Raw genomic sequence first — 26,164 nt, 5'->3', positions numbered from 1 at the left:
TGATCCGTATTGAAACAGAGGTGGGTAAAGGCGGGGTGTAGGAGACCTGAGTCGGGGGTTAATTTTCCAATCCTCCCACGCGCAGCGGGGGAGGGGGACCGCGAAGCGGTGGAGGGGGCGAGGGCCGTGCGCCGGCTGCCAGAGAGTATTCGCGAAAACCTTGCCGAGGCGGCGCTCTGTCACTCGCCCCCTCCACCCCCCGCTGCGCGGGCGGTCCCCCTCCCCCGTACGCGCTTTGCGCTACGGGGGAGGATTTAGTCAGCCCGTCGCCCGCACCAGCATGGTCCGCTCGTCCGATAGCCCGGCCAGTTCGGCCATCAGGGCCGGGATCTGCACCGGCTTGCTGACCTGGCCGTCGAAGCCGAGAGCGACATAGGCCTTGCGGTCGCGGGTCAGGACGTCGGCGGTCACGGCGATGACCGGGGTGTCCTGGTTGGGGCCGGGGGCGCCGCGCAGGGCGGTCAGGGCCTCGATGCCGGTCATGCCGGGCATCTGGATGTCCATCAGCACCAGGTCGAAGGCGGCGACCGACAGGCGGTCGAGGGCCTCCGGACCGCTGGCCGCCTTGCTGACCCGGTGGCCGAAGGCGGTGAGGATCTGGTCCAGCACCACCAGGTTCACGGCGTTGTCGTCCACCGCCAGGATGCTGAGGGGCGGACCCTGGGCCGGGGCGGCGGCCGGGTCCTCGCTGGCGGCCGGGGCCGCCTCGCCGATCGGCAGGATCAGTTCGATATGGAAGGTGGAGCCGAGGCCGGGCCTGCTCTCGGCCCACAGCCGGCCGCCCATCAGCTCGGTCAGCTGGCTGCAGATGGCCAGGCCCAGGCCCGTGCCGCCGAAGTCGCGGCGGCTGGACTCGTCGGCCTGGGTGAAGGCGTCGAACAGCTGCGGCAGGGTGGCCGGATCGATGCCGATGCCGCTGTCGCGGACGCTGATCCGCAGGCGGGCCGCGCCATCGCTGTCGGGCTCGCCGGTCAGTTCGATGCCGACGCGCCCTTCCGGCGTGAACTTCAGGGCATTGCCGATCAGGTTGAACAGCACCTGGCGTATGCGGCGGCCGTCCATGACCAGCACGGGCGGCAGGGCCGGATCGACCTCGAGGGTCAGCTCGAGACCCTTCTGCGCGGCGGCCGCGCCCCAGAAACCGTTCAGCTCGCGGGCCAGTTCGCTTATGTTCTGCGGGGCGGTGACGATGGCCATGCGGTCGGCGTCAATGCGCGAGAGGTCGAGGATGTCGTTGAGGATCGACATCAGGAACTCGCCGCTCTGGATCAGGGTGTCGATCTGGTCCTTTTGTTCGTCCCGGGCGGAGGATCGGAGCAGCTGGGCCATGCCCAGCACGCCGTTCATCGGGGTGCGGATCTCGTGGCTCATGGTGGCCAGGAAGCGGGCCTTGGACTCGCCGGCCCGGCGGGCCTCCTCGCGGGCGATCTCGGCGGCGGCCCGTTCGGCCCTCAGCCGGTCGATCAGGCGGGTGTTGCCGGCCACCATCTCCGACCACTGGCCGAGCAGGCGCGAGATGCCGCCGCTCATGAGACCCAGCATGACCGCCAGCATGGTCAGGGTGAGGGTCAGGCCGAGGGCCGGGACCATCGGGAAGCGGCCAAACATGGCGGCGCACAGGCCGATCAGCACCGGCCCCGCGGACATCAGGTAGAGGCGCGGCGACAGCGCGCTCTGGACGACGCCGGCGCTCATCAACAGGCAGGTCGAGAGGCCGAGGAACATCAGGTCGGCCGGATGGCCCCGGGTCAGGACGGCGGCGACGGGCCAGACGATGGCGGCGCTGGCGCGCATGCCGGCGCACCAGCCGATCCGGGCCTCCATGGCGGCGGGCTCGAAGGCCTCCGCCGTCTCCTGCCAGCGGCGGTAGAGCGGCTGGATGACGCTGTCGGCGGCCATGTTGCCGATGCAGGAGAACAGGCCAAGCCAGGGATGACCGATCAGGGCCAGGGCCAGGCCGAAGGGCAGGGTCAGGGCATAGAGCAGCGGCAGGGGGGCGATCATCCCGGCCAGCAGCAGGGACGGTGCATTGACGGCCGGCAGGACGCCGTCATTGTCGTCTGGCGCGCCCGACGGCGCGGGGAGAACCCCGGTGTCCATGATCCTGTGGTTGCCCAAAACCCGACCCAATCGCGGAAGTTTATCGGCAAGAGCGTTAAGACGGCCTAACTGTGTTCGTCGAACCTGAGCTCAAAATGGGGGTGTTCGCGTGATGATCATCGGCCGAAGGACCCTGGTCCAGGGCGCCCTGGCGGCGGGACTGGCCGGACCGGCGCCGGCGCTGGCCGGTCAGGAGACCCGCGAGGACATGGCGGCGTCCATCCGCCTGTGGCCGCAGGGGGCGCCGGGCGGGGCCGGGGTCACGGTGGTCGAGGAAGAGACCGATCGCTCGCCGCCGCCGGCGCCGCTGCGCGACCGCATCATCAAGGGGGTGCGGGACCCGGACCTCAAGGTGTTCCGGCCAAAGACCCCGAACGGCGCCTCGCTGCTCATCGCGCCCGGCGGCGGCTACCGATGGGTGGTGCGCGACAAGGAAGGCTATGAGTGCGCGCGGGCGTTCGCCGCCGCCGGCCTGACCGTCTATGTGATGAGCTACCGGCTGCCGGGCGACGGCTGGGCGGCGGGACCGGCAACGCCGCTGCAGGACGCCCAGCGGGCCCTGCGGCTGGTGCGGCGCGAGGCGGGGCGCAAGGGGTCTGGGCTGGACCCGGCCCGCATCGGGCTGATGGGGTTTTCGGCCGGCGGCCATGTGGCCGGCTGCCTGAGCCTGATGTTCGACGAGGCGGTCTACAGGCCGGTCGATGCGGCGGACAGGCTGTCGGCGCGGCCGGACATCAGCGTGCTGGTCTATCCGGTGGCGACCATGAGGCCGCCGCTGGCGCATGCCGGCTCGCGCCAGCTCTTGCTGGGCAAGGACCCGACGCCCGAGCTGGAAGCCCGCTGGTCACTGGAGACCCGGGCCCGCGAGGACGCCCCGGCCACCTTCCTGCTGCATGCGGCCGATGACGCCTCCGTGCCGGTCGAGAACAGTCTGGCGCTGGAGGCGGCCTTGCGGGCGAAGCGGGTCCCGACCGAGATGCACATCTTCGGCGAGGGCGGCCACGGCTTCGGACTGCGGTTCACCCATGGCAAGCCCGTCGAGGTCTGGCCGGCGCTGGTGCTGAGCTGGTGGAAGCGGCGCGGCTTCATTTGAGGCCCAGGTGACTGTCCTCCGGCGCAGCCGGATGACTGTCACCGTTCAGCGCCGGACGGTGACAGTCACGCTGCGCGAGACAGTCACCTGTGCGCGCCAGCCCTATGCTTCGCTGCCCTGACGCCCTAAATCCACCGCCATGTCCCAGCTTGCCAAGATCACCGCCGCCGCTCCCGAATGGAGCCTCGCCGACCTCTACGCCGACCGCGACGACCCGCGCATCGCCGCCGACACCGACGCGGCGCGGGCCGCCAACGACGCCCTGGCGGCGCTGGAGGGCCAGTTCCTCGCCGCCCGCAGCGAGCCGGCAAAGCTGGGCGCCCTGATCGACAAGGGCATCCGGCTCTACGAGCAGGCGGCCGACGGCCTCTATGCGGTCAGCGCCTTCGCCTCGCTGTCGGCCTCGACGGCCAGGGATGACCCGCGCTGGGCCAAGTTCGAGGCCGACTTCCGGATGAAGAGCGCCGAGATCGCCGGCAAGTCGCTGTTCTTCACCCTTGAGCTCAACCAGCTGGAGGACGGCGAGATCGACGCCGCCCTGAAGGCCCATCCGGGCGCCGAGCGCTGGGCGCCCTGGATCCGCCGGGTGCGGCTGTCGCGGCCGCATGAGCTGAGCCAGGAGCTGGAAACCCTGCTGCTCGACCGCTCGCCGGCCGTGGCCGGCTGGTCGCGGCTCTATGACGACACGCTGGCGGGCCTGCGGGCCAAGGTCGGGCGCGAGAGCCTGACCCTGCCCGAGACGCTGAACCGGCTGAGCGATCCGGATGGCAAGAAGCGCAAGGCGGCCGCGGGTGGCCTGGCGACGGCGCTGCAGGCCAACAGCTCGACCATCGGCCTCTGCCTCAACACCCTGGCCTTCGAAAAGCAGGTCGAGGATCGCTGGCGCAAGTATGAGTATCCGGCTCAGGGCCGTCACCTGGCCAACGAGGTGCATGGCGCCAGCGTCGAGGCCATGGTCGAGGCGGTGACCGACGGCTATGCGGCGACCTCGCACCGCTATTACGCCCTCAAGGCCAGGGTCATGGGCAAGAAGACCCTCGACCATTGGGACCGCAACGCCCCGCTGACCACGGCCCAGCCCCGGCTCTATGAGTGGGGCGAGGCCAAAAGCATGGTCCTCGACAGCTTCAGCGCCCTGGCCCCGAAGTTCGCCGATGGGGCGCGGGTCTTCTTCGACCGGCCGTGGATCGATGCCAGGCCCCGGCCCGGCAAGCAGTCAGGCGCCTACAGCCATCCGGTCAGCTCGACCCGGCATCCGTACGTGTTCATGAACTTCATGGGCGAGCGGCGGGATGTGCTGACCCTGGCCCATGAGCTGGGTCATGCCGTCCACCAGACCCTGGCGGCGCCGCTCGGCACCCTGCTGGCCGACACCCCGCTGACCCTGGCCGAGACGGCCTCGATCTTCGGCGAGGGGCTGGTGTTCGAACGGCTGCTGGCCGAGGCCCGGCCCGAGGAGAAGCTCGGCCTGCTGGCCGGGCGCATCGAGGACGGGCTCAACACCGTGGTGCGCCAGATTGCCTTCCACCAGTTCGAGACCCGCTTCCACGACGCCCGCAAGTCCGGCGAATTGTCCCCGGAGGAAATCGGCGGCCTGTGGCTGGAGGTGATGGGGGCGAGCCTGGGCCCCGCGGTGCGTTTGAATCCCGGGTATGAGCACTATTGGTCCTATGTCAGCCACTTCGTGCACGCGCCCTTCTATGTCTATGCCTACGCCTTCGGCGACCTGCTGGTGCGGGCGCTGATGGAGAAGCGGCGCGAGGACCCGGCCGGGTTCGCGCCGGTCTATGAAAAGCTGCTCGCCGCCGGCGGCACCGCGACCTACGTCGAGGCGCTGGAACCGTTCGGGCTCGACCCGCGCCAGAAGAGCTTCTGGGCGGCGGGGGTCAGCCAGCTGGAACGGCTGGTCGACGAGTTCGACGCGTTGGTGAAGTGAGCGAAGCGCCCTTCTCCCGCTCGTCGGGAGAAGGATCGTGACTTTGCGGGCTGTCGCGACATTGCCTACAACCGGCTCATGAGCAAACACATCGTCGATGTGCTGATCGAGGAGCGGGCGCCGAAGCTGGCGGGATCGCCGGTCTGGCCCGTGGTGCGGGGGCCGCTGTACCGGACCCTGCACTATCCGCAGGCGGTGGCGATGGCCGACGCCATCTCGGTCATGGGCGGGGCGGCCGCGCTGGAGCACATCTCCGAGCTGCTGGCGCTGGAAACCTCGGTGCGGGGGCTGGAGCATGTGCCCGGCTCCGGCCGGCTGATCGTGGTGGCCAACCATCCGACCGGCATCGCCGACGGCATCGCCCTCTACGACGCCCTCAAGGGCCCTCGCCCCGACGTGGTCTTCTACGCCAACTCCGACGCCCACCGCGTCTGCCCCCGCTTCGACGAGGCGCTGATCCCGGTCGAATGGGTCAAGACCAAGCGGACCCGGGAGCGCACCCGGCTGACGTTGCAGATGACGCGGGAAGCCATGGAGGCGGAACGCTGCCTGGCCATCTTCCCGGCCGGGGTGCTGTCGCGCCGCGATGCGCAAGGGGTGCTGACCGACAAGCCCTGGATGCCGACGGCCGTCTCGGTGGCGCAGAAGTACGGGACGCCGGTCGTGCCGGTGCATGTGGCCGGGCCGTGGTCGACCCTGTTCCACTTCTTCAACGGCTTTTCGCCGGAGCTTAGGGACATCACCCTGTTCCATGAGCTGCTCAACAAGAAGGGCCGGAAGTTCGAGCTGACCGTCGGGCGGCCGATTCCGGCGCAGCGGCTGGAGGGCGAGTCCGGCGAGGTCAGTGACGCCCTCAAGCGCTTTGTCGAGCGGGTGCTGCCGCAGAATCCGGAGGCGGTGTTTTGACGAGCGCAGCGAGCCTTCTCCCGCTTGCCGGGAGAAGGTGGCCGCGTAGCGGCCGGATGAGGGCAGCGCCGGCTTCCAGCGGTTGTGCGCGTTCTGGCGCGGATAGCGCTGTCGCTAATTTTTCGTGGCCGGTGCTGCCCTCATCCGACCCCCTTCGGGGGCCACCTTCTCCCGGCAAGCGGGAGAAGGGATCGTGAAGGTCGTGGATTTGCCGGAGGAATCCGCGACGCAAGCGCTTGGCCGCAGCCTCGCCGCGGCTCTGCGCCCCGGCGAGGCCATCTGCCTGACCGGGCCGCTGGGGGCGGGGAAGTCGACCCTGGCCCGGGCCCTGGTGCGGGCCCTGACGACGCCGGACGAAGAGGTGCCGAGCCCGACCTTCACCCTGGTGCAGTTCTATGACGGCCGCGACTTCCCGGTCGCCCACTTCGACCTCTATCGCCTGAGCGATCCGGACGAGGCCTACGAGATCGGGCTGGACGAGGCGCTGGAGGGCGGGGCGGCGCTGATCGAATGGCCGCAGCGGCTGGAGGGTCGCCTTCCGGCCGACAGACTGGATATAGAGATCACCATCGAGGGTGACGGCCGCGCGGCGCGGCTGACCCCCCATGGCGCCTGGAAGGACCGACCGCTTGAGTTCTGATCGTGAAGCCCTGAAGGCGCGGTTCCTGGCCGAGGCGGGCCTCGGCCAGGCGCGGCGCCAGCCGCTGACCGGCGACGCCTCGACGCGGGCCTATGAGCGACTGTACCCGCTGGACGGTCCCAGCCTGATCTTCATGGACCAGCCGCCCAAGGCCGAGACGGCGGCCTGCCCGCCGGATGCCTCGCCGGAAGAGCGCCGGGCGCTGGGCTTCAACGCCGCCTACCGGCTGGCGGCGGGCCGGGTGGACGCCTTCGTCGCCTGCGCGCGCTATCTGAAGGACCAGGGCCTGTCGGCGCCCGGCATTGTCGCCTTCGACGCGGCGGCCGGCCTGGCGGTGCTGGAGGATCTTGGCGACGGCCTGTTCGCCCAGGAAATCGCCCAGGGTCATGATGAGGCGCCGCTGTACGACGCGGCCATCGATGCGCTGGTGGTACTGCATTCGGTGTCGCCGCCGCCCTCGACGATCGGGGAGGAGCTGGCCTGGCCGCTGCTGACCTATGACGAGCTGGCCCTGACCATGGCCAGCGACCTGTTCGTCGAATGGCTGCCGAAACTGCGCCCGGCCTTCGCGCCGGACGCGGCGGCGACCCGGGCCTGGGAGGCTGTGTGGACGCCGATCCGCGCCCGCGCCGAGGCGGAAGCCGAGGTGTTCTGCCACCGCGACTATCATGCCGAGAACCTGATCTGGCTGCCGGAGCGCGAGGGGCCGGCGCGGGTCGGGCTGATCGATTTCCAGGACGCGGTGAAGGCGCACCGGGTCTGGGACCTGTCCATGCTGCTGCACGACGCCCGCCGGCAGGTGACGCCGGAGCGGGAAGAGGCGGCTCTGGAGCGCTATCTGGCGGCCCATCCGGATTTGGACCGGGTAAAATTCCTCAGCGACTATCATGCGCTGGGCGCGCTGAACGTGGCGCGGATCATCGGCATCTTCGCGCGGCTGGTCGTGCGGGACGGCAAGCCGAAGTACGAGGGCTTCCTGCCGAGACTCTGGGGCTATCTCGATCTCTGCCTGGCCGATCCGGCTCTGGGCGACCTCAAGGCCTGGTTCGACGAATACGTACCGGCGGAGGCGCGGCGATGAGCAAGACCCCGAAGACGGCGATGGTGCTGGCGGCGGGTCTCGGCACCCGCATGCGGCCGCTGACCAACGACCGGCCCAAGGCCCTGGTCGAGGTCGGCGGCAAGGCGCTGATGGATCACATGCTGGACCGGCTGGCGGCGGTCGGGGTCGAGACCGCCGTGGTCAATGTCCACTATTTCGCCGACCTGATGGAGGCGCACCTCAAGGCCCGTACGACCGCCCCGCGCATCGTCGTCTCGGACGAACGGGCCGAGGCGCTGGAGACCGGCGGCGGGGTCAAGCACGCCCTGCCGCTGCTGCCCGACGAGGCCTTCTTCGTCGCCAACATCGACGCCATCTGGCTGGACGGCGCGGCGCCGGCCATCGAGCAGGTGGTCGAACTCTGGGATCCGGCCCGGATGGACGTCTGCCTGATGCTGGCCCCGACGGCGACGTCGATGGGCTTCCACGATACGGGCGACGTGTTCCTGGAAGCGGACGGCCGGGTGCGGTTCAAGCAGCCGGGCGAGACGGCGCCGTACGTCTATGTCGGCCTGCACATCTGCAAGCCGTCGGTGGTCCGGGACGGGCCGGAGGGTCCGTTCTCGCTGCTGCCGCTGTGGAAGGCCTTGGCGCTGGAGGGCCGGCTTTACGGCGTCAGCCCGCCCGGCCTGTGGATGCACGTCGGCGACCCGGAAGCGCGGGAACTGGCGCAGGGGAAGCTGGCTGCGGCGGGCGCGTAGCGGCATTCGCTCTCCGCCCCCGCGAGGGGGCGGAGGACGGTTCGGAGCGTGAGCGACGGACCAGGAGGCGGGGCAGCGCCGGCGGTTGGTGGCTAGCGATCCACCGCCGGTGGGGGGACCCCCTCGGTTTGGCTCGCTTGCAGCGCTCGCCAAAGCCACTCCCCCATTGCATGGGGGAGAGCGATGCTGTCACGTCACTCGCGTGCCATAGTGCCGGCGACATGCCCGACTCACCCGCCAACTGGTTCTCCATCCCCGCCCACCGGCCGTTCCTCGACGACCTGGCGGCCGGGCTGGTGGACGCCCTGCCGGGGCCGGAGGATGTGCCTGGCGCCCTGCTGCTGGTGCCGACGCGGCGGGCGGTGCGGGCGCTGACGGAGTCGTTCCTGAAAGCCTCCGGCGGCCGGGCGGTGCTGCTGCCGCAAATCCGGGCTCTGGGGGATCTGGACGAGGGTGAGCCGCCGTTCGAGCCGGGGGATGCGGGGCTGGACCTGCCGCCGGCCATCGATCCGATGCGGCGGCGGTTCGAACTGGCGAAGCTGGTCAACGCGGCCTCGACGGTCGGGCTGGGGGCCAGCCATGCGCTGGAGCTGGCCGACGCCCTGGCGGCGTTTCTCGACGCGGCGGCCATCGAGGAAGCCCCGGTGGCCGAACGGATCGGCGACCTGGTCGACAAGGACCTGGCGCTGCACTGGCAGATCTCGGCCGGGGTGTTGAACCTGACCATCCGGGAATGGCCCAAGCGGTTGGAAGCGCTTGGCCTGATGGATGTCGCCGACCGGCGGGTGAAGCTGCTGGATCATCTGGCCAAGAGCTGGACCGACCATCCGCCGCAGGGACCGGTGATCGCCGCCGGCTCGACCGGGGCGCAGCCGGCGACGGCGCGGCTGCTGAAGGTGATCGCCGGGCTGCCGCGCGGGGCGGTGATCCTGCCCGGGCTCGACGAGGACCTGGCCGACAGCGCCTGGGCGGAGGTCGATGACCAGCATCCCCAAGGGGCCATGAAGACCCTGCTGAAGCTGGCCGATGTTCCCCGCGGCGCGGTGCGCACTTGGCGGCCCGATACCGACCGGCGCGGCCGCTGGCGGCGGCGGGTGATCAACGAGGCCCTGCGGCCAGCTGAGGCGACCGCCGACTGGCTGGAGGTCATCCGGGCGCTGCGGGCGGAATCCGATGAGGGGGTCGATCCCTTCGAGGCGGGGCTGCAGGGCCTGTCCACCGTCACCGGGGCCGGTGAAGAGGAGACGGCCGAGGTCTGTGCCCTGCTGCTGCGCGAGACCCTGGAAACGCCTGGCAAGACCTGCGCCCTGATCACCCCTGACCTGTCGCTGGCCCGGCGGGTGTCGGCCAAGCTGGCCCGCTGGGGCGTGGCGGCGGACAGTTCGGCCGGGGTTCCGCTGACCCTGAAACCGGCCGGCGGCCTGGCGGTGGCCATGGCCGAGCTGGTGCTCGACCCGGCCAGCCCGGTGGCGCGGCTGCAGATCCTGAAAAGCCCGCTGACCCGGCTGGGCCGCGAGGCTGAGGTCCTGGCCGCCGAGACGCAAGTGCTGGAACTGCGCGGATTGCGGGGGCCCCGCCCTCGCAGCCCCGAAGCCCTGGCCAACAGACTGAAGGACTGGGCGGAGGCGCGGCCGGCTGAACGTCCGGCGCTGGAGCTGGCGGAAGCCCTGTCGCGCGACCTCGATGCGGCGGTCGATCTCGCGGGGGCCGCATTCGAAAGCGGTACGGCCGATGTCGGCGAGGCGGCGGCCGGGCTGGCGGCGGGTCTGGAGGCGGTCTGCGCCGGGGCCGAGCTGCTGTGGGCCGGGCCGGAAGGCGAGTGCCTGGCGCGGCTGCTGAGCGGGCTGATCGCGCAGGGGTCCTTGCTGCCGCGCGTCACCCGCCAGGGGTTCGTCACCCTGATGCAGCGGATGATCGCCGACGAAACGGTGCGCGGCGGCGAGGCAGTGCATGCGCGGCTGTCGATCATGGGCACGCTGGAATCGCGGATGACCCGGGCCGACCGGCTGGTGCTGGCCGGGCTGGAGGAGGGGGTGTGGCCGCGCGGCGCGCCGATCGACCCCTTCCTGTCGCGGACCATGCGCCGGACCCTGGGTCTGCCCAGCCCGGAGCGCCGGGTCGGCCTGTCGGCCCACGACTTCGCCCAGGCCGCCTGTGCGCCGGAGGTCGTCCTGGTCAACAGCGCCCGGCGCGAGGGGGCGCCGGCCACCGAGAGCCGCTGGCTGTGGCGGCTGAAGACCCTGGCCCGGGGGGCCGGGCGGGCCCTGCCGGGGCGGCCCGAGCTGAACGTCTGGGCCAAGGCGCTGGACGGCGGCGTCGGCTATGCGCCGATCAAGCGGCCGGTCCCGATCCCGCCGGTGGCCGACCGGCCAAGGAAGCTGTCGGTCACCCGCGTCGAGACCCTGACCCGCGACCCCTACGCCTTCTGGGCGCGGGACATCCTCAAGCTCTTTCCGCTCGAGCGGCCCGACCAGCTGGTCGAGTCCATGGCCCGGGGCACGGCGATCCATGCCGCCTTCGAGGCCCTGTCGCGGGCCTGGCCGCTGGCCGATCCGGAGGGCTTCTTCGAGAGGCGGTATCTGGATGAACTCAAGGCGGCCGGGCTGACGGCGGCGGCGCTGGCGCGCGAGACGGTGCTGGCCCGGGAGACGGCGCGCTGGGTGGCCGATTTCGAGCGGCGGCGGCGGGCCGATGGCCGCGCCGTGCATGTCGAGGTCCAGGGCGAGATGGACTTCCATGTGAACGGCGTCCCGCATGTGCTGACCGCCAAGTCGGACCGCATCGAGATCACCCGCGACGGCATCGGCCATATCCTCGACTACAAGACCGGCTCTTCGCCCAGCCTCAAGCAGATCGACACCGGGTTCTCGCCGCAGTTGACCCTGACCGCCGCCATTCTCGAGGCCGGCGGCTTCGATGGGCTGAAGGGGACCTGGGGCGACCTCACCTATGTGAAGATTACCGGCCGCGATCCGCCCGGCCTCGAGGAGACCCGCAAATATGCCGGCGACGATAGCGAGCAGGCGGGGATGGCGGCGTTCGAGGGGGCCCTGAAGCTGCTCGCCGCCTATCAGAACCCGGCCCAGGGCTACCCAAGCCGCACGGCGCCGCAGTTCGTGAAGACCTATGCCGGCGACTATGACCATCTGGCGCGGGTGTTCGAATGGTCGACGGGCGCGGAAGAAGGGGATGGCGAATGAGCCTCGTCATCGACCCCGCCCAGGCGCTGGCCGCCGATCCGACCCTCAACGCCTTCGTCACCGCCAACGCCGGCTCGGGCAAGACCAAGACCCTGATCGACCGGGTGGCGCGGCTGCTTTTGGCCGGGGCGCCGCCCTCGGCCATCCTCTGCGTGACCTACACCAAGGCGGCGGCGGCCGAGATGCAGGCGCGACTGTTCGACCTGCTCGGCGGCTGGGCCGTGACGCCGGACGAGGACCTGGCGAAGGCCATGGCCCGGCTGCTGGGGCCCGACAACAGCCAGGAGCTGCCCGAGGCGCGGCGGCTGTTCGCCCGGGCGCTGGAGACGCCGGGGGGCCTGAAGATCCAGACCATCCACGCCTTCTGCGAGCAGCTGCTGCGGCGCTTCCCGCTCGAGGCGGAGGTGTCGCCGGGCTTCACGGTGATGGACGACGCGGCCGCCGCCCTGGTGGTGCGCGACGCCCGGGCCCGGCTGGCGGGGCTGGCCGGGGGCGAGGACGTGGCGGTGTCCGAGGCCTACGCCCGGCTGGCCATCGCGCTCGACTACCTGAGCTTCGAGGGGCTGTTCCGGACCTTCGAGGAAAGGCGCGGGGCGATCGGCGACTATCTGAGCTCGGTCGGCGGGCTTGATGGCGCGACGGCCGATGTCTGGGCCCGCTGCGGCTTTCTCGATGGGCCGACCAGTGTTTCTGAGGTCGAGAGACTGGCGGTGGCCGACACCGACCTGGCCCTGTGGAAGACGGCGGCCGGGGTGCTGGGCCAGGGCACCAAGACCGACATCGCCAATGCCGAAAAGATGCTGGCCGTGGTGCTGGACCCGTCCTTGGCGGGCATGCTGGGCTGTTTGTTCACGCAAGGCGGGGCGGGAACGCCGGCCACCTGGGTCGCCAAGACCTCGGGACTGAAGAGCCGGGAGGACCTGCGCGAGGCGATGCTGGCCGAGCAGGAGCGGCTGGCCCTGGCCCGCGACCTCAAGCGCGGGGCGATCATCGCCGAGGACACCCTGGCTGTCCTCTGCCTGGCCGAGCGCTATGCCGAGGCCTACGCCATGGCCAAGGCCGAACGCGGGGTGCTGGACTTCGCCGACCTGGTGGCCCGCGCCCGCGATCTTGTGGCCCGGTCGCCAGGCGCGCCCTGGGTGCTCTACAAGCTGGACGGCGGGCTGGAGCACATCCTGATCGACGAGGCGCAGGACACCGCGCCGGAACAGTGGGCCATCGCCGAAAGCCTGACCAACGAGTTCTTCGCCGGGGCCGGGCGGGTGCGTCCGGCCGGAAGCCCGGAGCGGACGCTGTTCATCGTCGGCGACGAGAAGCAGTCGATCTACAGCTTCCAGGGCGCCGATCCGGACCGGCTGCTCAGTGAGACGCAGCGCTACATCAAGCTGATCCGCGACGCCGGGCGGCGGGCCGAGCCGGCCCCCCTGACCACCTCCTACCGCTCCGTGCAGACGGTGCTGACCTTCGTCGATTCCCTGTTTTCCGACCCGCGCACCCACATCGGCGTGCGGGCGCCCATGGGCATGGCGGCGCTGGAGCATACCGCCTCGCGGCAGGCGCAGCCGGGCTGTGTCGATCTGTGGCCGCTGGAGATGGAGGAGCCGGCCCAGGAGCGCGAGGCCTGGGACGCGCCGCTGGATGTCGAGAGCGAGGGCAGCGCCAACCGCCGGCTGGCCCGCCGCATCGCCCGGGAGATCCGCGAGCTGGTCGACCGCGGCGACACAGTCTTCGCCAGGGACGGGACGGCGCGGGCGGCCGGCTTCGGCGACATCATCATCCTGGTGCGCCGGCGCCGGGCCCTGTTCGAGGACATCATCCGCGAGCTGCGCAAGGCCGGGGTTCCCGTGGCCGGGGCCGACCGGCTGGTGCTGTCGGACCATATCGCCTTCGATGACCTGCTGGCCCTGGCCCGGTTCGTCCAGTTTCCGAACGACGACCTCAACCTGGCGGCGCTGCTGAAGTCGCCCCTGTGCGGGGTCAATGACGACGACCTCTATGCGGTCGGCAAACCGCGCGGGAAGGCCGCGCTGTGGACGGCGGTGCAGGCCAGCGACCTGCCGGCCCGGGACTGGCTGCTCCAGGCGCTGGAGTTGGCGAAGGGGCGGCCGCCGTTCGAGTTCTACAGCCGCATGCTGAGCCTGAAGGACGCGGCCGGGCGCTCGGGCCGGGCGCGGATGCTGGAGCGGCTGGGCTCGGAGGCCGGCGATGTGCTGGACGAGTTCCTGGCCCGCACCATGGAGGCCGAACAGCGCGGAGTGCTCGACCTGGAGCGGCTGGCGGCGGCCTTCGAGGGGCTGGAGATCTCGGTCAAGCGCGAGATGGAGGCCGGCGGCGGCGAGGTGCGGGTGATGACCGCCCACGGGGCCAAGGGGCTGGAGGCGCCGATCGTCTTCCTGCCGGAAACCACGGTGAAGACCGGCGCGCGGGGCTCGGCCCTGCTGGAAACAGGAGATGGCGGCTTCCTCTGGGCCCCGCGCCAGGCCGAGGACTGCGCGGCCAGCGGCGAGGCCCGCCAGCGGCGCAAGGACAAGGACGAGGGCGAGAGCTGGCGGCTGCTCTATGTCGCCCTGACCCGGGCGCGGGACCGGCTGGTGCTGTGCGGCCGGGCCCCGGCGCGGATGAAGGAGGGGGCTGTTCCCGAAGGCTGGTACGGGGCGATGGCGGCCGCCTTCGAGCATGAGGCGGTGGCCGGCAAGGTCAACAGCGTCACCGCGGCAGACGGCTTCACCTTCCAGCGCTTCGGGGATGCTCCGGCCCCCTTTACCGGCGAGCGGGCCGTGAGCCAGGGCGTCGCGCCTGAGCCGGCCGCCTGGCTGGCCGAGGCGGCGCGTGAGGAGCCGCCGGCCACCGCCTGGGCCTCGCCCTCGCAGGCGGCCAGCCGCAGCCGCATCCCGGCCCCCTCGCCGCTGAGCCGGCAGGGCGGGGTGGACCGTTTCCGGCGCGGCGATGTCATCCACCGGCTGCTGCAGCTGTTGCCCGATGTGCCGGAAGCGGAGCGCCGGGAGACGGCGGCGCGGCTGCTGGCCCGGGAACCGGACCTCAATGACGATCAGCGGGCCGAGATGATCGGCGCGGCCATGGGGGTGCTGGAGCATCCCGACTTTTCCGAGGTTTTCGGGCCGGGCTCGCGGGCCGAGGTGGCGCTGGCCGGGTCGGCCAAGGCGCTGCCGGCGGGGTTGGCGATCTCCGGCCGGGTCGACCGGCTGGTGATCACGCCCGGGCGCGTCACCGTCATCGACTACAAGACCAATCGCCCGGCCCCGGCGGATATTTCGGCGGCCGATCCCACCTATGTGGCGCAGCTGGCCATCTATGCGGCGGTGCTGGGCGAGGTCTTTCCGGGCCGGCAGGTGCGGGCGGCGCTGGTCTGGACCGATGGGCCGAAGCTTATGCCGGTTCCAGAAAAGATGATCGCCGAAGCGCTGGCCGGCCTGCCCGGCGCCCGTTGACCCGGCGCGCGATGCGCTTACATGCTGAACCTCAAGCTCGGCGCGGGTGCGCCGCATCTTTGTTGTCGGCCTGCCGGACGTCCGAACCGCATACACTTCGGACGGACAGGCCTTGAAAGGAGACTATCGATGAGCACCGTTGCGGTGACCGACGAGTCCTTCGAGAAGGACGTACTGCAGGCTTCGGGCCCGGTCCTGGTGGACTTCTGGGCCGAATGGTGCGGCCCCTGCAAGCAGATCGCCCCGGCCCTGGAGCAGATCTCGGAAGAGCTGGCCGACTATGTGACCATCGCCAAGGTCAACATCGAGGACAGCCCGACGACGCCCTCGCGCTACGGCGTGCGCGGCATCCCGACGATGATGCTGTTCAAGGACGGCCAGATGACCTCGATGAAGGTCGGCGCCATGCCCAAGCAGAAGATCGTCGAATGGCTGGCCGAGGCCGGGGTGAAAGCCGCCGCGTAAGCGCCGGGCTTCATCTGTGGAGATTTAGGGCGCTGTCCGAAAGGGCGGCGCCCTTTTTCTTTTGGCGGGGCTGCGCGCTCTCCGCCCCCGCGAGGGCTACGGCATGCACACATCTCGGTTGGAGCCTCAGAAGACGCCTCGCGCGAGAAAATCGCCTGTTGAATTTCCCGAACTATTCCGGATTCAATGGTCGGTAGGCGGACCACATTGAGATTGTCCATCTCATTGAAATCACACGCCTTTTTGAGATGTGTGAATCCCGTAGCCCGCGAGGGGGCGGAGGACGGTTCGGAGCGTGAGCGACGGACCAGGAGGCGGGGCAGCGCCGGCGGTGGAAGATCAATCACCAACCAGCGGTGGGGACCCCCTCGGTTTGGCTCGCTTGCAGCGCTCGCCAAAGCCACTCCCCCACCAAGTGGGGGAGAGCGAAGATCGAGCTCACCATTTGTCCTTAGAACGGCACCTCAGGCGGCGGTTCGGCCTTGGGGGCCGGCGCGGTCGTGTTCTGGATAACGTCGGCGATGGGGTCGCCCTTCGAGGTGGGCCTGGGGGCCGGCTTCGGCGTACCGGGCGGGGTCTTGGCGGCCGGCGGGGTTCCGGCCGGCGTGGCCAGGGTCGGATCGGCGGTCGGGTCGGGGTCGACCTCGGTCTTGGCCTCGGCCTTGACCGGCGGCGGAGCCTGGGGCGGTGGGGCCTTTTCGACGGTCTTGGGGTCGAAGGCGACGGCTTCGGGCGGGCCGTTCACCGGCGCGGGCCCCTCGGAGACCGGGTGCTGGTCCCAGGCCGGCGCCGAGCGGCGCAGGCTGTCGCTCAGGCCCATCCAGCCGCCGACCACGGCGCAGCCTCCCAGGGCGACGACCACGAGGCGAAGGGTGGAAGGCGAAATCCGGTCCATGACCGGCAGACTATCGGCAGTCGCGCGCGGCGAAAAGCGGGGCCGCGCGCTTTCGTCGCTTGAAAGTTGGACACAAGCGTCCATTTATGTCTTGCCGTCCCGGTCCGGCGACTGTAACGGCAGGGTCGCGGACGCCCTTCTGCGAGAGTCCGCCTTCGTTTTCAGTGTGTGTTCCGGGGCTCCTGATGCCAGCCATTTCCAGGCAAAGACTCGTTCCCATGATTGCGGCCGGCGTCGTCGCGGTCGCCGTCATCGTCGGCGGCGCTTTCTGGTGGCACGGCAAGCAGAGCTTCGAGGGCACCGACAACGCCTTTGTCCAGGCCGACACCGTCCAGGTCAGCCCGCAGGTCTCCGGCTATGTGCTGGAGGTGCTGGTCGCCGACAACCAGCGGGTCGAGGCCGGCCAGGTCATCGCCCGCATCGATCCCTCGACCATACAGGCTCGCTATGACCAGGCCGTGGCCAATGTCCGCGCCCTGCAGGCCGACGTTGCCGCGGTCGATGACAAGGCGGCGCTGGAACAAGCGATGATCGCCCAGAAGGCCGCCGGCGTCTCCAGCGCCCAGGCCGACGCCGGACGCATGGCGGTCGATTCCAAACGCTACAGCGAGCTGGCCGCCAAGGGCTGGGTCTCCGAACAGAAGGTCGAGCAGGTCCGGGCCGGCGAAAAGCAGAGCGCCGCCTCCGTCGCCGCCGCCCAGGCCGCCCTGGTGGCAGAACAGCGCGCCGCCCAGGGTCTGGGCTCGGCCCGCGAACAGAAACTGGCCCAGGTGCAGGCCGCCGAGGCCGCCGTGCAGCAGGCCCGGCTGGATCTGGAGCGCACTGTCATCCGCGCTCCGGCAGCCGGCGTCATCGGGGCCCGCTCGGTGCGGGTCGGCCAGCTGGTGTCGCCCGGCCAGACGATGATGGTCGTGGTGCCTCTGGGCGAGACCTATGTGGTCGCCAACTTCAAGGAAACCCAGCTAAGCCGCCTGCGCATCGGCCAGCCGGTCGAGATCAAGGCCGACGCGCTCGGCAAGACGGTGATCAAGGGGCGCATCGACAGTTTCTCCCCGGCCACTGGGGCCGAGTTCGCCCTGATCCCGGTCGAGAACGCGGTCGGCAACTTCACCAAGATCGCCCAGCGGGTGCCGGTGCGCATCGTCGTCGACAAGGGCCAGACGGTCAGCGGGGCGCTGCGGCCCGGGCTGTCGCTGGAGGTGAAGGTCGATGTGCGGGTCAAGTCGGGGGCCAGTTTCGCCGAGAGCGGTGTCGCCCCGGCCCAGGTCGCGGGCGGCGAAGGCGCCGCCCGGCCGTGACCGACGTCACCGTCGCCCAGACGCCGACGACGGCGTCGGGGGCCGTCAACTGGACCATGCTGCTGATCGGCTTCGCCGGCATGGCGATCGGCCAGTTCATGGCCATCCTCGATATCCAGATCGTGGCGGCGTCGCTGCCGCAGATCCAGGCCGGGGTCGGGGCCAGCGCCGACCAGGTCAGCTGGATCCAGACGGCCTACCTGATCCCCGAAGTGGTGATGATCCCGCTGTCGGCCTATCTCTGCCGCCTGTGGGGCACGCGGCCGGTGTTCATGATGAGCTGCGCCGGGTTCACGGTGATGAGCGTCGTCGCCGGCTTCTCCCAGAACATCGAGTTCATGATCGTCGCCCGGGCCCTGCAGGGGTTCGTCGGCGGGGCCATGGTGCCGGCGGTGTTCGCCACCGCCTTCACCGCCTTTCCGCCCGACAAGCGGATCATGGCCAATGTCGCCACCGGCATGATCGTCACCCTGGCCCCGACCGTCGGACCGATCCTCGGGGGCCACCTGACCGAGTGGCTCAGCTGGCGCTGGCTGTTCTTCGTCAACGTCGGGCCGGGCCTGCTCAGCCTGTTCCTGGTCGGCCGCTACGCCAACTTCGACCGCGGCGACCGCAACCTGGCCAGCGGCTTCGACTGGTTCGGCCTGGCCACGATGGCCACCTTCCTGATGAGCCTTCAGTATGTCGTCGAGGAGGGCGCCAAGGATAACTGGTTCGAGGACGGGGCCATCCTCTGGCTGACCGTGCTGTGCGCCATCACCGGCGCGACCTTCGTCTGGCGGACCCTGACCTATCACAAGCCGCTGGTGCAGCTGCGGGCCTTCACCGACCGCAATTTCACGCTCGGCATCCTGATGACGGCGGTGTCCGGGATCAGCCTCTATGGCGGCACTTTCCTGATGCCGCTGTATCTCGGCCGGGTGCGGCAGTTTTCGGCGGCCGAGGTCGGCACGACGATGCTGGTGTCCGGCATCTGCATGTTCTTCACCGGGCCGCTGGTCGGGCGGCTGGCGCGGCAGATCGATCCGCGCATCCCGATGGTCATCGGCTTTTCCATGGTCGCCTGGGGCATGTGGCTGGGCCACGACATCAACGGCGAGTGGGGTTTCGCCGAGTTCGCGGTGCTGCAGGCTTTCCGCGGCTGCGGGGTGATGATCGCCATGATCGCCACCAGCCAGCTGACCATGTCCACGCTGCCGCCGGCGATGATCAAGGACGCCTCGGGGCTGATGAACCTGTCGCGCAACACGGCCGGGGCCATCGCCATGGCCTATCTGTCGACCACCCTGACCACCCAGACCGCCAACCACATGCAGGCGCTGAGCTCCAAGGTCAGCATCGCCTCGACCGAAGCCCAGAGCATGATCGCCGGCCTGACCCAGATGATGGCGGCCCGGGGCGTCAGCGATCCAGCCGGCGCGGCCAACAAGGCCTTCTCCTACTTCCTCAACCAGCAGGCCTCGATCCTGGCCTTCGGCGACGGCTTCACGGTTCTGGCCATCGCCGGCGCCCTCGCCGCCGCCCTCGCCCTGTTCGCCAAGCCCGCCAGGACTCCACCGACAGCCGCGGCCCTCGAGGCGGCGGCGGAAGCGCACTGAAGATGCCCAGACTGACCGGACAGATCGACACCGCCAAGACCGAGGCCATCCTCGACGCCGCCGCCGAGGTGCTGGCCGAGCGCGGGCTGGCGGCCCCGATCGAGGAGATCGCCCGGCGGGCCGGGGTGTCGAAACAGACCATCTACAACCGCTATGGCGGCAAGCCGGACCTGGTCCGTGCCCTGGTCGAGCGGCGGGTGGATTCGATCACCGCCCCCCTGCGGTCGCCCGGCGCCGAGGAGCATCCGGAAGAGACCCTGGCCGCCTATGCCACCTCGCTGCTGCACGTCATCAACGACAGTGGTTATTCGGTGATGCGATTGTCGATCCAGAGCGCCGCCGAGCTCCCTGACCTCGCCCGCGAGGTGTTCGAGACCGGTCCGATGCGCTCGCGCCGGCAGCTGGCCGGCTTCCTGGAGATGGAGGACAAGGCCGGCCGCATGAGGGTCGACGACCCCATGCAGGCGGCGGAGTTCTTCGGCGGCATGGTGCTGGGCCATCGCCAGACGCAGGTGCTGCTGCGCCTGGCCACCGACCTGACCGACGACGACATCGACCGCCTGGCCAAGGCGGCGGCGCGGGTGTTCATGCGGGCCTACGCCGCCTAGGCCTGTGGTCAGCCGGCCAAATTCGCAAACTCGTCCGGCAGGCCGATCATGTGGAAGCCGGCGTCGACGTGGATGACCTCGCCGGTGGTCGAGCGGCCGAGATCCGACAGCAGCCACAGGGCGCAGCCGGCGACGCCTTCCATCGAGGTGTCTTCCTTCAGGGCGCTGAACATCCGCCCCTGGCTGAGCAGGCCGCGGCCGCCGCTGATGCCGGCCAGCGACAGGGTGCGCATGGCCCCGGCGCTGATGGCGTTGACCCGGATGCCCTTGGGGCCGAGGTCACGGGCGATATAGCGGGTGGCCGCTTCCAGGGCGGCCTTGGCGACGCCCATGGTGTTATAGTTGGGAATGACCCGCTCGGAGCCGAGGTAGGTCATGGTGACCATCGAGCCGCCGGGCTTCATCATCTTCGCGGCCCGGTTGGCGGCGTCGACGAAGCTGAAGGCGCTGATGTTCATGGCGGTGAGGAAGCCCTCCCGCGTGGTGTTCTCGACGAAGCTGCCCTTCAGCTCGTCCTTGTTGGCGAAGGCGATGGAGTGGACCAGGAAGTCCAGGCCGCCGAAGCGCTGCTCAAGGTCCGCGAAGGCAGCGTCCATCGAGGCGTCGTCGGTCACTTCGCAGGGGATGAAGTCGGTGACGCCGATGGCTTCGCCCAGCGGCCGCACCCGCTTTTCCATGTCCGGCAGATAGGCGAAGGCCAGTTTGGCGCCCTGGGCGGCCAGCTGGCTGGCGATGCCGTAGGCGATGGAATTGTGGTTGGCGACCCCCATGACCAGCCCGGTCTTGCCGGCCATCAGGTCACCCTTGGGGAAGCTGTACTCTTCGGCCATGCGGCGTCTCCTCGAAGCTTTGAGGCCGGTTTATAGAGCCTTTGGCGCTTCGAACAGGGGCGCGATGGTGCGGATGGCCGCTTCCGCCTCGGCCATGTCGGGCGTTTCGTCCTCGCAGCCGTAGCCCCACATGTCGCTTGTTCCGCTGTACTGGACGACGATGCCGTCTGGCCGGGGCAGGACGTTCACATCGCGGTAGTAGAGGCCGTAGTGGACCTCCGGCTGGGGGGCGAGCCAGTTGATCTGGCCTCTGACCGGGACGACGGACTCGTCCTTCCACAGCGCCCGGGCGCCGTAGCCGGTGCAGTTGACGATGACCGGCTGGCGCAGCCGCTGCAGGTCGGCCGGGGTGTTGAACGTCCGGGTCTCGATGCGGCCGCCCTCCAGCAGGAAATCCGTCGTCAGCAGGTGGGCCAGCTCGGCGACGTTGAACTGCATCGAGGTGCTGAGGCGGGCGCGGCTGACCGGGAAGGGATGCTGGCCCGGCTGCAGGTCGTGGCCCCGGGGGGCAAGGCCCGGCAACCGCTGCTCGAAGAAGCGAATCTCCGGCGCGTTAACCGGCCTATCGGGGAAGGCGATGGGGGGCGTCTCGATGATCGGGTCGGCCAGGCCGTAGCGGTCGCTCCAGGCCACCGGGTCGCCCGGCCGGCCGAGCAGGGTCTGCCAGGTCGCGTACGAGGACCGGGCCATGCTGTCCCAGAGGGCCGGGAAGCCGGCGTCGATCCTGTCGTGATCGGCAATCCTACTGTCGGGCGACCAGGTGCCGGTGGCGCGGACCGAGCGGGTGTAGGGGGTGCGGTCGGCGGCGTAGATGGTCACTTTCGCCCCAGCGCGGAGCAGGGTCAGGGCCGTGGTCAGGCCGATAGCCCCGCAGCCGATGACGGCGACGCGTTTCGTGCCGCCCTCGAGGGCCTTGGCGGTGGCGATCTGCGCCGAGCCCCAGGACAGGGACCAGCCGCTGCCGCCGTGGCCGTAGTTGTGGACGACGCGCTTGCTGCCGACTTTCTCCACGTCCAGGCGCGGCCCGGCGGCGCGGAACGGGCGCAGGCAGACGGTGACCTTGGTGATCCGGCCCATCTCCATGCGCAGCGGGGCGAGGGGCGGGACGACGAAGCGGTCGGTCTGGGCGATGGCGCGCGACGCGAGACCGGCGGCGCCGAGGCCGAGGAGCAGGGTGCGGCGAGGCAGGGCCAGGGTCATGGGCACAGGCTAACCCGATCACCCCGGTGAGCGGGAGAGTGTTCGTGGTGCAGATTTGGAGGAGGCGTCTTCGCTCTCCGCCCCCGCGAGGGGGCGGAGGACGGTTCGGAGCGTAAGCGACGGACCAGGAGGCGGGGCAGCGCCGGCGGTTGGGGGTTGTCGTTCTGCACCGCCGATGGGGACCCCCTCGGTTTGGCTCGCTTGCAACGCTCGCCAAATCCACTCCCCCATTTTCAATGGGGGAGAGCGATCGCTCGGCGGCGGGCTAAGTTCTACACCCGCGCCATGATCAGGCACCCGTTGGTGCCGCCGAAGCCGAAGCTGTTGCTCATCACCGTTTCGAGCGGCTTGTCCGAGCGGCTGGTCAGGATCGGCAGGTCGGCGAACTCGGGGTCGAGGTGTTCGATGTTGGCGCTCTCGGCGGCGAAGCCGTTGTTGAGCATCAGGATCGAGTAAATGGCCTCCTGCGCGCCGGCGGCGCCCAGGCTGTGGCCGGTCAGGGACTTGGTCGAGCTGATCAGCGGGGCCTTGTCGGCGCCGAAGAGGTTGCGGACCGCCCCCATTTCCTTGCTGTCGCCGACCGGCGTCGAGGTGCCGTGCGGGTTGAGGTAGTCGATCTTGCGGCCGCCGGCGCTGTCGATGGCCAGCTTCATGCAGCGCTCGGCGCCTTCGCCCGACGGCGCGACCATGTCGAAGCCGTCGCTATTGGCGGCGTAGCCGACGATCTCGCCGTAGATCTTGGCCCCGCGGGCCTTGGCGTGCTCGTACTCTTCAAGCACCAGCATGCCGGCCCCGCCGGCGATGACGAAGCCGTCGCGGTCGGTGTCGTAGGCGCGGCTGGCCTTGGTCGGGGTGTCGTTGAACTTCGTGGACATGGCGCCCATGGCGTCGAACAGGTCGGACAGGGTCCAGTGTTCCTCTTCCGTGCCACCGGCAAAGATGACGTCCTGCTTGCCCCAGGCGATCTGCTCATAGGCGGAGCCGATGCAGTGGGTGGAGGTGGCGCAGGCCGAGCTGATCGAGAAGTTCAGGCCGCGGATCTTGAACCAGGTGGCCAGCACGGCCGAGGGGCCGCTGCTCATCGCCTTGGGCACCGCGAACGGGCCGATGCGCTTGGGGCCCTTCTCGCGGGTGGTGGCGGCGGCTTCGACGATGACCTTGGTCGAGGGCCCGCCGGCCCCGACGATCAGGCCGGTGCGCTCGTTGGAAATCTCGGACTCTTCCAGGCCGCTGTCGGCGATGGCCTGGTCCATGGCGATGTGGGCGTAAGCCGTGCCGGATGACAGGAAGCGGGCAGCGCGGCGATCGACCATCGACTCCCAGTCGATGTCGGGGATGGCTCGGACCTGGCAGCGGAAGCCGAGCTCGGCGTAGTCCGGTGCGAAGGTCACCCCGCTCCTGGCTTCCCGCAGCGAGGCGAGGACTTCATTGGCGTTGTTTCCGATCGACGAAACGATGCCGATACCGGTGACCACGACGCGACGCATGGCGACTCCTTGCTGTTCCCGCGGAACCCGCCGTGCGGCGATGAGCCGTCCCGCCGGGTTCCGTTGTGCTGTTTATCGGCGATGATCGTCGCCGTTTTTCGTTGAACGCTTCAGACCATCGTGGCGGGGTCGAACAGACCGACCCGCAGATCCTTGGCCTCATAGATAGGCTTGCCGTCGGCTTCGAGAACCCCGTCGCCGATACCCATGATCAGTTTGCGCATGATCACCCGCTTGAGGTTGATGCGGTAGACGACCTTCTTGACGTTCGGCGTCACCTGGCCGGTGAACTTGACCTCGCCGACGCCAAGCGCGCGGCCCTTGCCGGGAGCGCCCGACCAGCCGAGGAAGAAGCCGACCAACTGCCACATGGCGTCCAGGCCGAGGCAGCCCGGCATGACGGGGTCGCCGATGAAGTGGCATTTGAAGAACCAGAGATCCGGATTGATATCCAGCTCGGCGATGATCTCGCCCTTGCCGTAGAGGCCGCCCTCGTTGGTGATGAGGGTGATGCGGTCCATCATCAGCATCGGCGGGGCCGGCAGCTGGGCGTTGCCGTCACCGAACATTTCCCCCCGCCCGCAGGCGATGAGTTCATCGTAGGTGAAGGAAGACTTGCGGTCCTGGGTCATGAAGTTTCAATGCCGCCTGTCGGGCGGCGGTTCCTTGCAGCCTTGGTTTGGGGGCGGGGGGTAGCACGGCCCCCCACGCACCTCAACCTGCCGGAACCTTGACGCCCTTGCAGTCGGGGGCCGGTCCGCCGCCCCAGACCTCATCGGCCGGGGCCCAGCCCTCCTCGCCGCCGGCTCGCAGCTGGTTCCAGCCGTCCTTGTGTTTGAGCTGGATGGCCACCGCCCCGGAGCGCAGGTAGGCGACGACCTTCGCGCCCTCCTTCGGCTTGTCGAGCAGGGGCAGGTCGCCGGCCCGGGTGCGCATCACCGAGCTTCCACCATCGACCATCTGGGCCTTGACCCAGGCCTCGTCGCCACCCGGCGCGCGGACCTTGCGCCATTCGCGGCTCTCGGCGACGACCATCAGCGGCATGTTCTTCACCCGCCAGACCCAGAGGATGCGGTGATCCTCGCCCGGTCCCTTGCGGGCGTTCACCTCGCCGGACTTCAGGGAGACGAAGCGCGGCACCGGAAACCCCGACCGCGTCTTGCACTTGGTCGCCTCGGCCTCGCCGCAGCCGGCCAGCAGGGCGGCGGTCGTGAGGAGGACGAGGATGGCGCGCATGGGTCGGCTCGAAGCGGAATCAGGCCTTAAACGGCTACAATAGGGTGAAGGCTTCGTTGAGAAGCGCGCAGTCACCCGGTGAGTTCGCCTCTGGGCGCCCTTCTCCCCTCGCGGGAGAAGGTGGCCCCGAAGGGGTCGGATGAGGGGGCTCACCGGCCCTCGACACAGCCTGGTCCAACCGCCTCCCCGCAGCTGAACGACCTGGGAGCCCCCTCATCCGGCGCTTCGCGCCACCTTCTCCCGCGAGGGGAGAAGGGAGACCCGAGGCGAAACCTCTGAATACTGGCGATGACCAAACTTCGCTCATTTCGCCTCCGAACACGCATTTGGGTTTCACTCGGGGCCCGCGCGCTTTATCTGTCGCGGTGACGCCCATCCGGGCGCAGCCCCTTGCTCCAATCGACTGCGTCATGGCCGCCAAACGACTCAAGGTTATCGTCACCCGCAAGCTGCCCGATCCGGTGGAAACCCGGATGCGCGAACTGTTCGACACCGAACTGAATCTCGACGACAAGCCGATGGGCGGCGAGCAGCTGCTCGACGCGCTCGGCCGGGCCGACGTGCTGGTGCCGACCATCACTGATCGCCTCGATTCCCGCCTGCTGTCGCGGGCCGGCGAGCGGATGAAGCTGATCGCCAACTTCGGGGCCGGGGTCGACAACATCGACGTCGCCACCGCCAACCAGCGCGGCATCATCGTCACCAACACCCCGGGGGTGCTGACCGAGGATACCGCCGACCTGACCATGGGCCTGATCATGGCCGCCAGCCGCCGGGTGGTGGAGGGCGCCAATGTCGTGCAGTCGGGGGATTTCCAGGGCTGGTCGCCGACCTGGATGCTCGGCCGCCGCATCTGGGGCAAGCGCCTGGGCATCATCGGCATGGGCCGCATCGGCCAGGCCCTCGCCCGGCGCGCCAAGGCCTTTGGCCTGTCGATCCACTATCATAACCGCAAGCCGGTCAGCCCTCGCATCGCCGAGGAGCTGGAGGCCACATACTGGGAAAGCCTCGACCAGATGCTGGCCCGGATGGACATCATCTCGGTCAACTGCCCGCACACCCCGGCCACCTACCACCTGTTGTCGGCCCGCCGGCTGAAGCTGCTGCAGAACCACGCCATCGTCGTCAACACGGCGCGCGGCGAGGTGATCGACGAGGGGGCGCTGGCCAACATGCTGTCGCGCGGCGACATCGCCGGGGCCGGCCTGGACGTCTACGAGCACGAGCCGGCGATCAATCCCAAGCTCCTGAAGCTGCCCAACGTCGTGCTGCTGCCCCACATGGGCTCGGCCACGGTCGAGGGGCGGATCGACATGGGCGAGAAGGTCATCGTCAACATCAAGACCTTCATGGACGGCCACCGGCCGCCGGACCGCGTCATTCCCTCGATGCTCTGACTCGCCTTGACGCGTGACCACCC

Annotated in this window: 20 protein-coding genes; 13 read left to right on the top strand and 7 right to left on the bottom strand. The window is 69.8% G+C overall.

All coding sequences use genetic code 11. The features are described from left to right. Positions 1–258 precede the first annotated feature (258 nt). On the bottom strand, positions 259–2,100 hold the full coding sequence (locus O5I81_RS00225; RefSeq protein WP_271066937.1) for an ATP-binding protein: 1,842 nt from the start codon (positions 2,098–2,100) through the stop codon (positions 259–261). Between the two features lie 112 nt (positions 2,101–2,212). Here O5I81_RS00225 and O5I81_RS00220 point away from each other — a divergent pair, with 112 nt between their 5' ends. From O5I81_RS00220 to trxA, 9 genes are all read left to right on the top strand, one after another. Beyond that, positions 2,213–3,193: an alpha/beta hydrolase gene (locus O5I81_RS00220; RefSeq protein WP_271066936.1), complete on the top strand. Its 981-nt coding sequence runs from the start codon at positions 2,213–2,215 to the stop codon at positions 3,191–3,193. A gap of 139 nt (positions 3,194–3,332) precedes the next feature. Next, entirely contained in the window at positions 3,333–5,129 is a 1,797-nt protein-coding gene (locus O5I81_RS00215; RefSeq protein WP_271066935.1) for a M3 family oligoendopeptidase, read from the top strand. Positions 5,130–5,207: 78 nt separating this feature from the next. Then, positions 5,208–6,035, top strand: a complete 828-nt coding sequence (locus O5I81_RS00210) for a 1-acyl-sn-glycerol-3-phosphate acyltransferase (RefSeq protein WP_271066934.1) — start codon at positions 5,208–5,210, stop codon at positions 6,033–6,035. Positions 6,036–6,228: 193 nt separating this feature from the next. Beyond that, positions 6,229–6,675 carry a tRNA (adenosine(37)-N6)-threonylcarbamoyltransferase complex ATPase subunit type 1 TsaE gene (gene tsaE, locus O5I81_RS00205; RefSeq protein WP_271066933.1) on the top strand — a complete coding sequence of 149 codons (447 nt, stop codon included), beginning with the start codon at positions 6,229–6,231 and terminating at the stop codon, positions 6,673–6,675. Beyond that, positions 6,665–7,756 carry an N-acetylmuramate/N-acetylglucosamine kinase AmgK gene (amgK, locus tag O5I81_RS00200; RefSeq protein ID WP_271066932.1) on the top strand — a complete coding sequence of 364 codons (1,092 nt, stop codon included), beginning with the start codon at positions 6,665–6,667 and terminating at the stop codon, positions 7,754–7,756. The genes tsaE and amgK overlap by 11 nt, the downstream gene beginning before the upstream one ends. Next, a complete protein-coding gene (gene murU / locus O5I81_RS00195; RefSeq protein WP_271066931.1) occupies positions 7,753–8,478 on the top strand; it encodes an N-acetylmuramate alpha-1-phosphate uridylyltransferase MurU in 726 nt (241 codons plus the stop codon). Before amgK ends, murU begins: the two co-directional genes overlap by 4 nt. Before the next feature lie 221 nt (positions 8,479–8,699). Continuing rightward, positions 8,700–11,678, top strand: a complete 2,979-nt coding sequence (gene addB, locus O5I81_RS00190; protein ID WP_271066930.1) for a double-strand break repair protein AddB — start codon at positions 8,700–8,702, stop codon at positions 11,676–11,678. Next, a complete protein-coding gene (addA, locus tag O5I81_RS00185) occupies positions 11,675–15,127 on the top strand; it encodes a double-strand break repair helicase AddA (RefSeq protein ID WP_271066929.1) in 3,453 nt (1,150 codons plus the stop codon). The genes addB and addA overlap by 4 nt, the downstream gene beginning before the upstream one ends. Positions 15,128–15,256: 129 nt before the next feature. Then, positions 15,257–15,592: a thioredoxin gene (gene trxA / locus O5I81_RS00180; protein WP_271066928.1), complete on the top strand. Its 336-nt coding sequence runs from the start codon at positions 15,257–15,259 to the stop codon at positions 15,590–15,592. A 451-nt stretch (positions 15,593–16,043) separates the two neighbouring features. Here the strand turns inward: trxA and O5I81_RS00175 are convergent, their stop codons facing one another. Then, positions 16,044–16,487, bottom strand: a complete 444-nt coding sequence (locus O5I81_RS00175; protein WP_271066927.1) for a hypothetical protein — start codon at positions 16,485–16,487, stop codon at positions 16,044–16,046. A 185-nt stretch (positions 16,488–16,672) separates the two neighbouring features. Here O5I81_RS00175 and O5I81_RS00170 point away from each other — a divergent pair, with 185 nt between their 5' ends. The 3 genes from O5I81_RS00170 to O5I81_RS00160 are packed head-to-tail and all read left to right on the top strand — an operon-like array spanning position 16,673 to position 19,991. Then, positions 16,673–17,785, top strand: a complete 1,113-nt coding sequence (locus O5I81_RS00170) for an HlyD family secretion protein (RefSeq protein WP_271066926.1) — start codon at positions 16,673–16,675, stop codon at positions 17,783–17,785. 56 nt (positions 17,786–17,841) lie between these two features. After that, positions 17,842–19,383, top strand: a complete 1,542-nt coding sequence (locus tag O5I81_RS00165; protein WP_271069074.1) for a DHA2 family efflux MFS transporter permease subunit — start codon at positions 17,842–17,844, stop codon at positions 19,381–19,383. Between the two features lie 2 nt (positions 19,384–19,385). Next, complete coding sequence (locus O5I81_RS00160; RefSeq protein ID WP_271066925.1) at positions 19,386–19,991, top strand: TetR/AcrR family transcriptional regulator; 606 nt, start codon at positions 19,386–19,388, stop codon at positions 19,989–19,991. A gap of 8 nt (positions 19,992–19,999) precedes the next feature. Here the strand turns inward: O5I81_RS00160 and O5I81_RS00155 are convergent, their stop codons facing one another. From O5I81_RS00155 to O5I81_RS00135, 5 genes are all read right to left on the bottom strand, one after another. Continuing rightward, on the bottom strand, positions 20,000–20,821 hold the full coding sequence (locus O5I81_RS00155) for an enoyl-ACP reductase (RefSeq protein ID WP_271066924.1): 822 nt from the start codon (positions 20,819–20,821) through the stop codon (positions 20,000–20,002). 30 nt (positions 20,822–20,851) lie between these two features. Continuing rightward, positions 20,852–22,021, bottom strand: a complete 1,170-nt coding sequence (locus O5I81_RS00150; RefSeq protein WP_271066923.1) for an FAD-dependent oxidoreductase — start codon at positions 22,019–22,021, stop codon at positions 20,852–20,854. A 272-nt stretch (positions 22,022–22,293) separates the two neighbouring features. Further along, positions 22,294–23,508 carry a beta-ketoacyl-ACP synthase I gene (gene fabB / locus O5I81_RS00145; protein ID WP_271066922.1) on the bottom strand — a complete coding sequence of 405 codons (1,215 nt, stop codon included), beginning with the start codon at positions 23,506–23,508 and terminating at the stop codon, positions 22,294–22,296. A gap of 110 nt (positions 23,509–23,618) precedes the next feature. Beyond that, positions 23,619–24,140, bottom strand: a complete 522-nt coding sequence (fabA, locus tag O5I81_RS00140; RefSeq protein WP_271066921.1) for a 3-hydroxyacyl-[acyl-carrier-protein] dehydratase FabA — start codon at positions 24,138–24,140, stop codon at positions 23,619–23,621. Positions 24,141–24,222: 82 nt separating this feature from the next. After that, positions 24,223–24,744, bottom strand: coding sequence for an SH3 domain-containing protein (locus O5I81_RS00135; protein WP_271066920.1), 522 nt, complete (start codon positions 24,742–24,744; stop codon positions 24,223–24,225). A gap of 410 nt (positions 24,745–25,154) precedes the next feature. On the opposite strand from O5I81_RS00135, the gene O5I81_RS00130 reads away from it, so the two are divergent. Next, complete coding sequence (locus O5I81_RS00130) at positions 25,155–26,141, top strand: D-glycerate dehydrogenase (protein WP_271066919.1); 987 nt, start codon at positions 25,155–25,157, stop codon at positions 26,139–26,141. Positions 26,142–26,164 lie beyond the last annotated feature (23 nt).

Source organism: Caulobacter sp. NIBR1757, from assembly GCF_027912495.1.
GTDB lineage: Bacteria > Pseudomonadota > Alphaproteobacteria > Caulobacterales > Caulobacteraceae > Caulobacter.
This window is presented reverse-complemented; position numbering and strand designations above follow the sequence as displayed.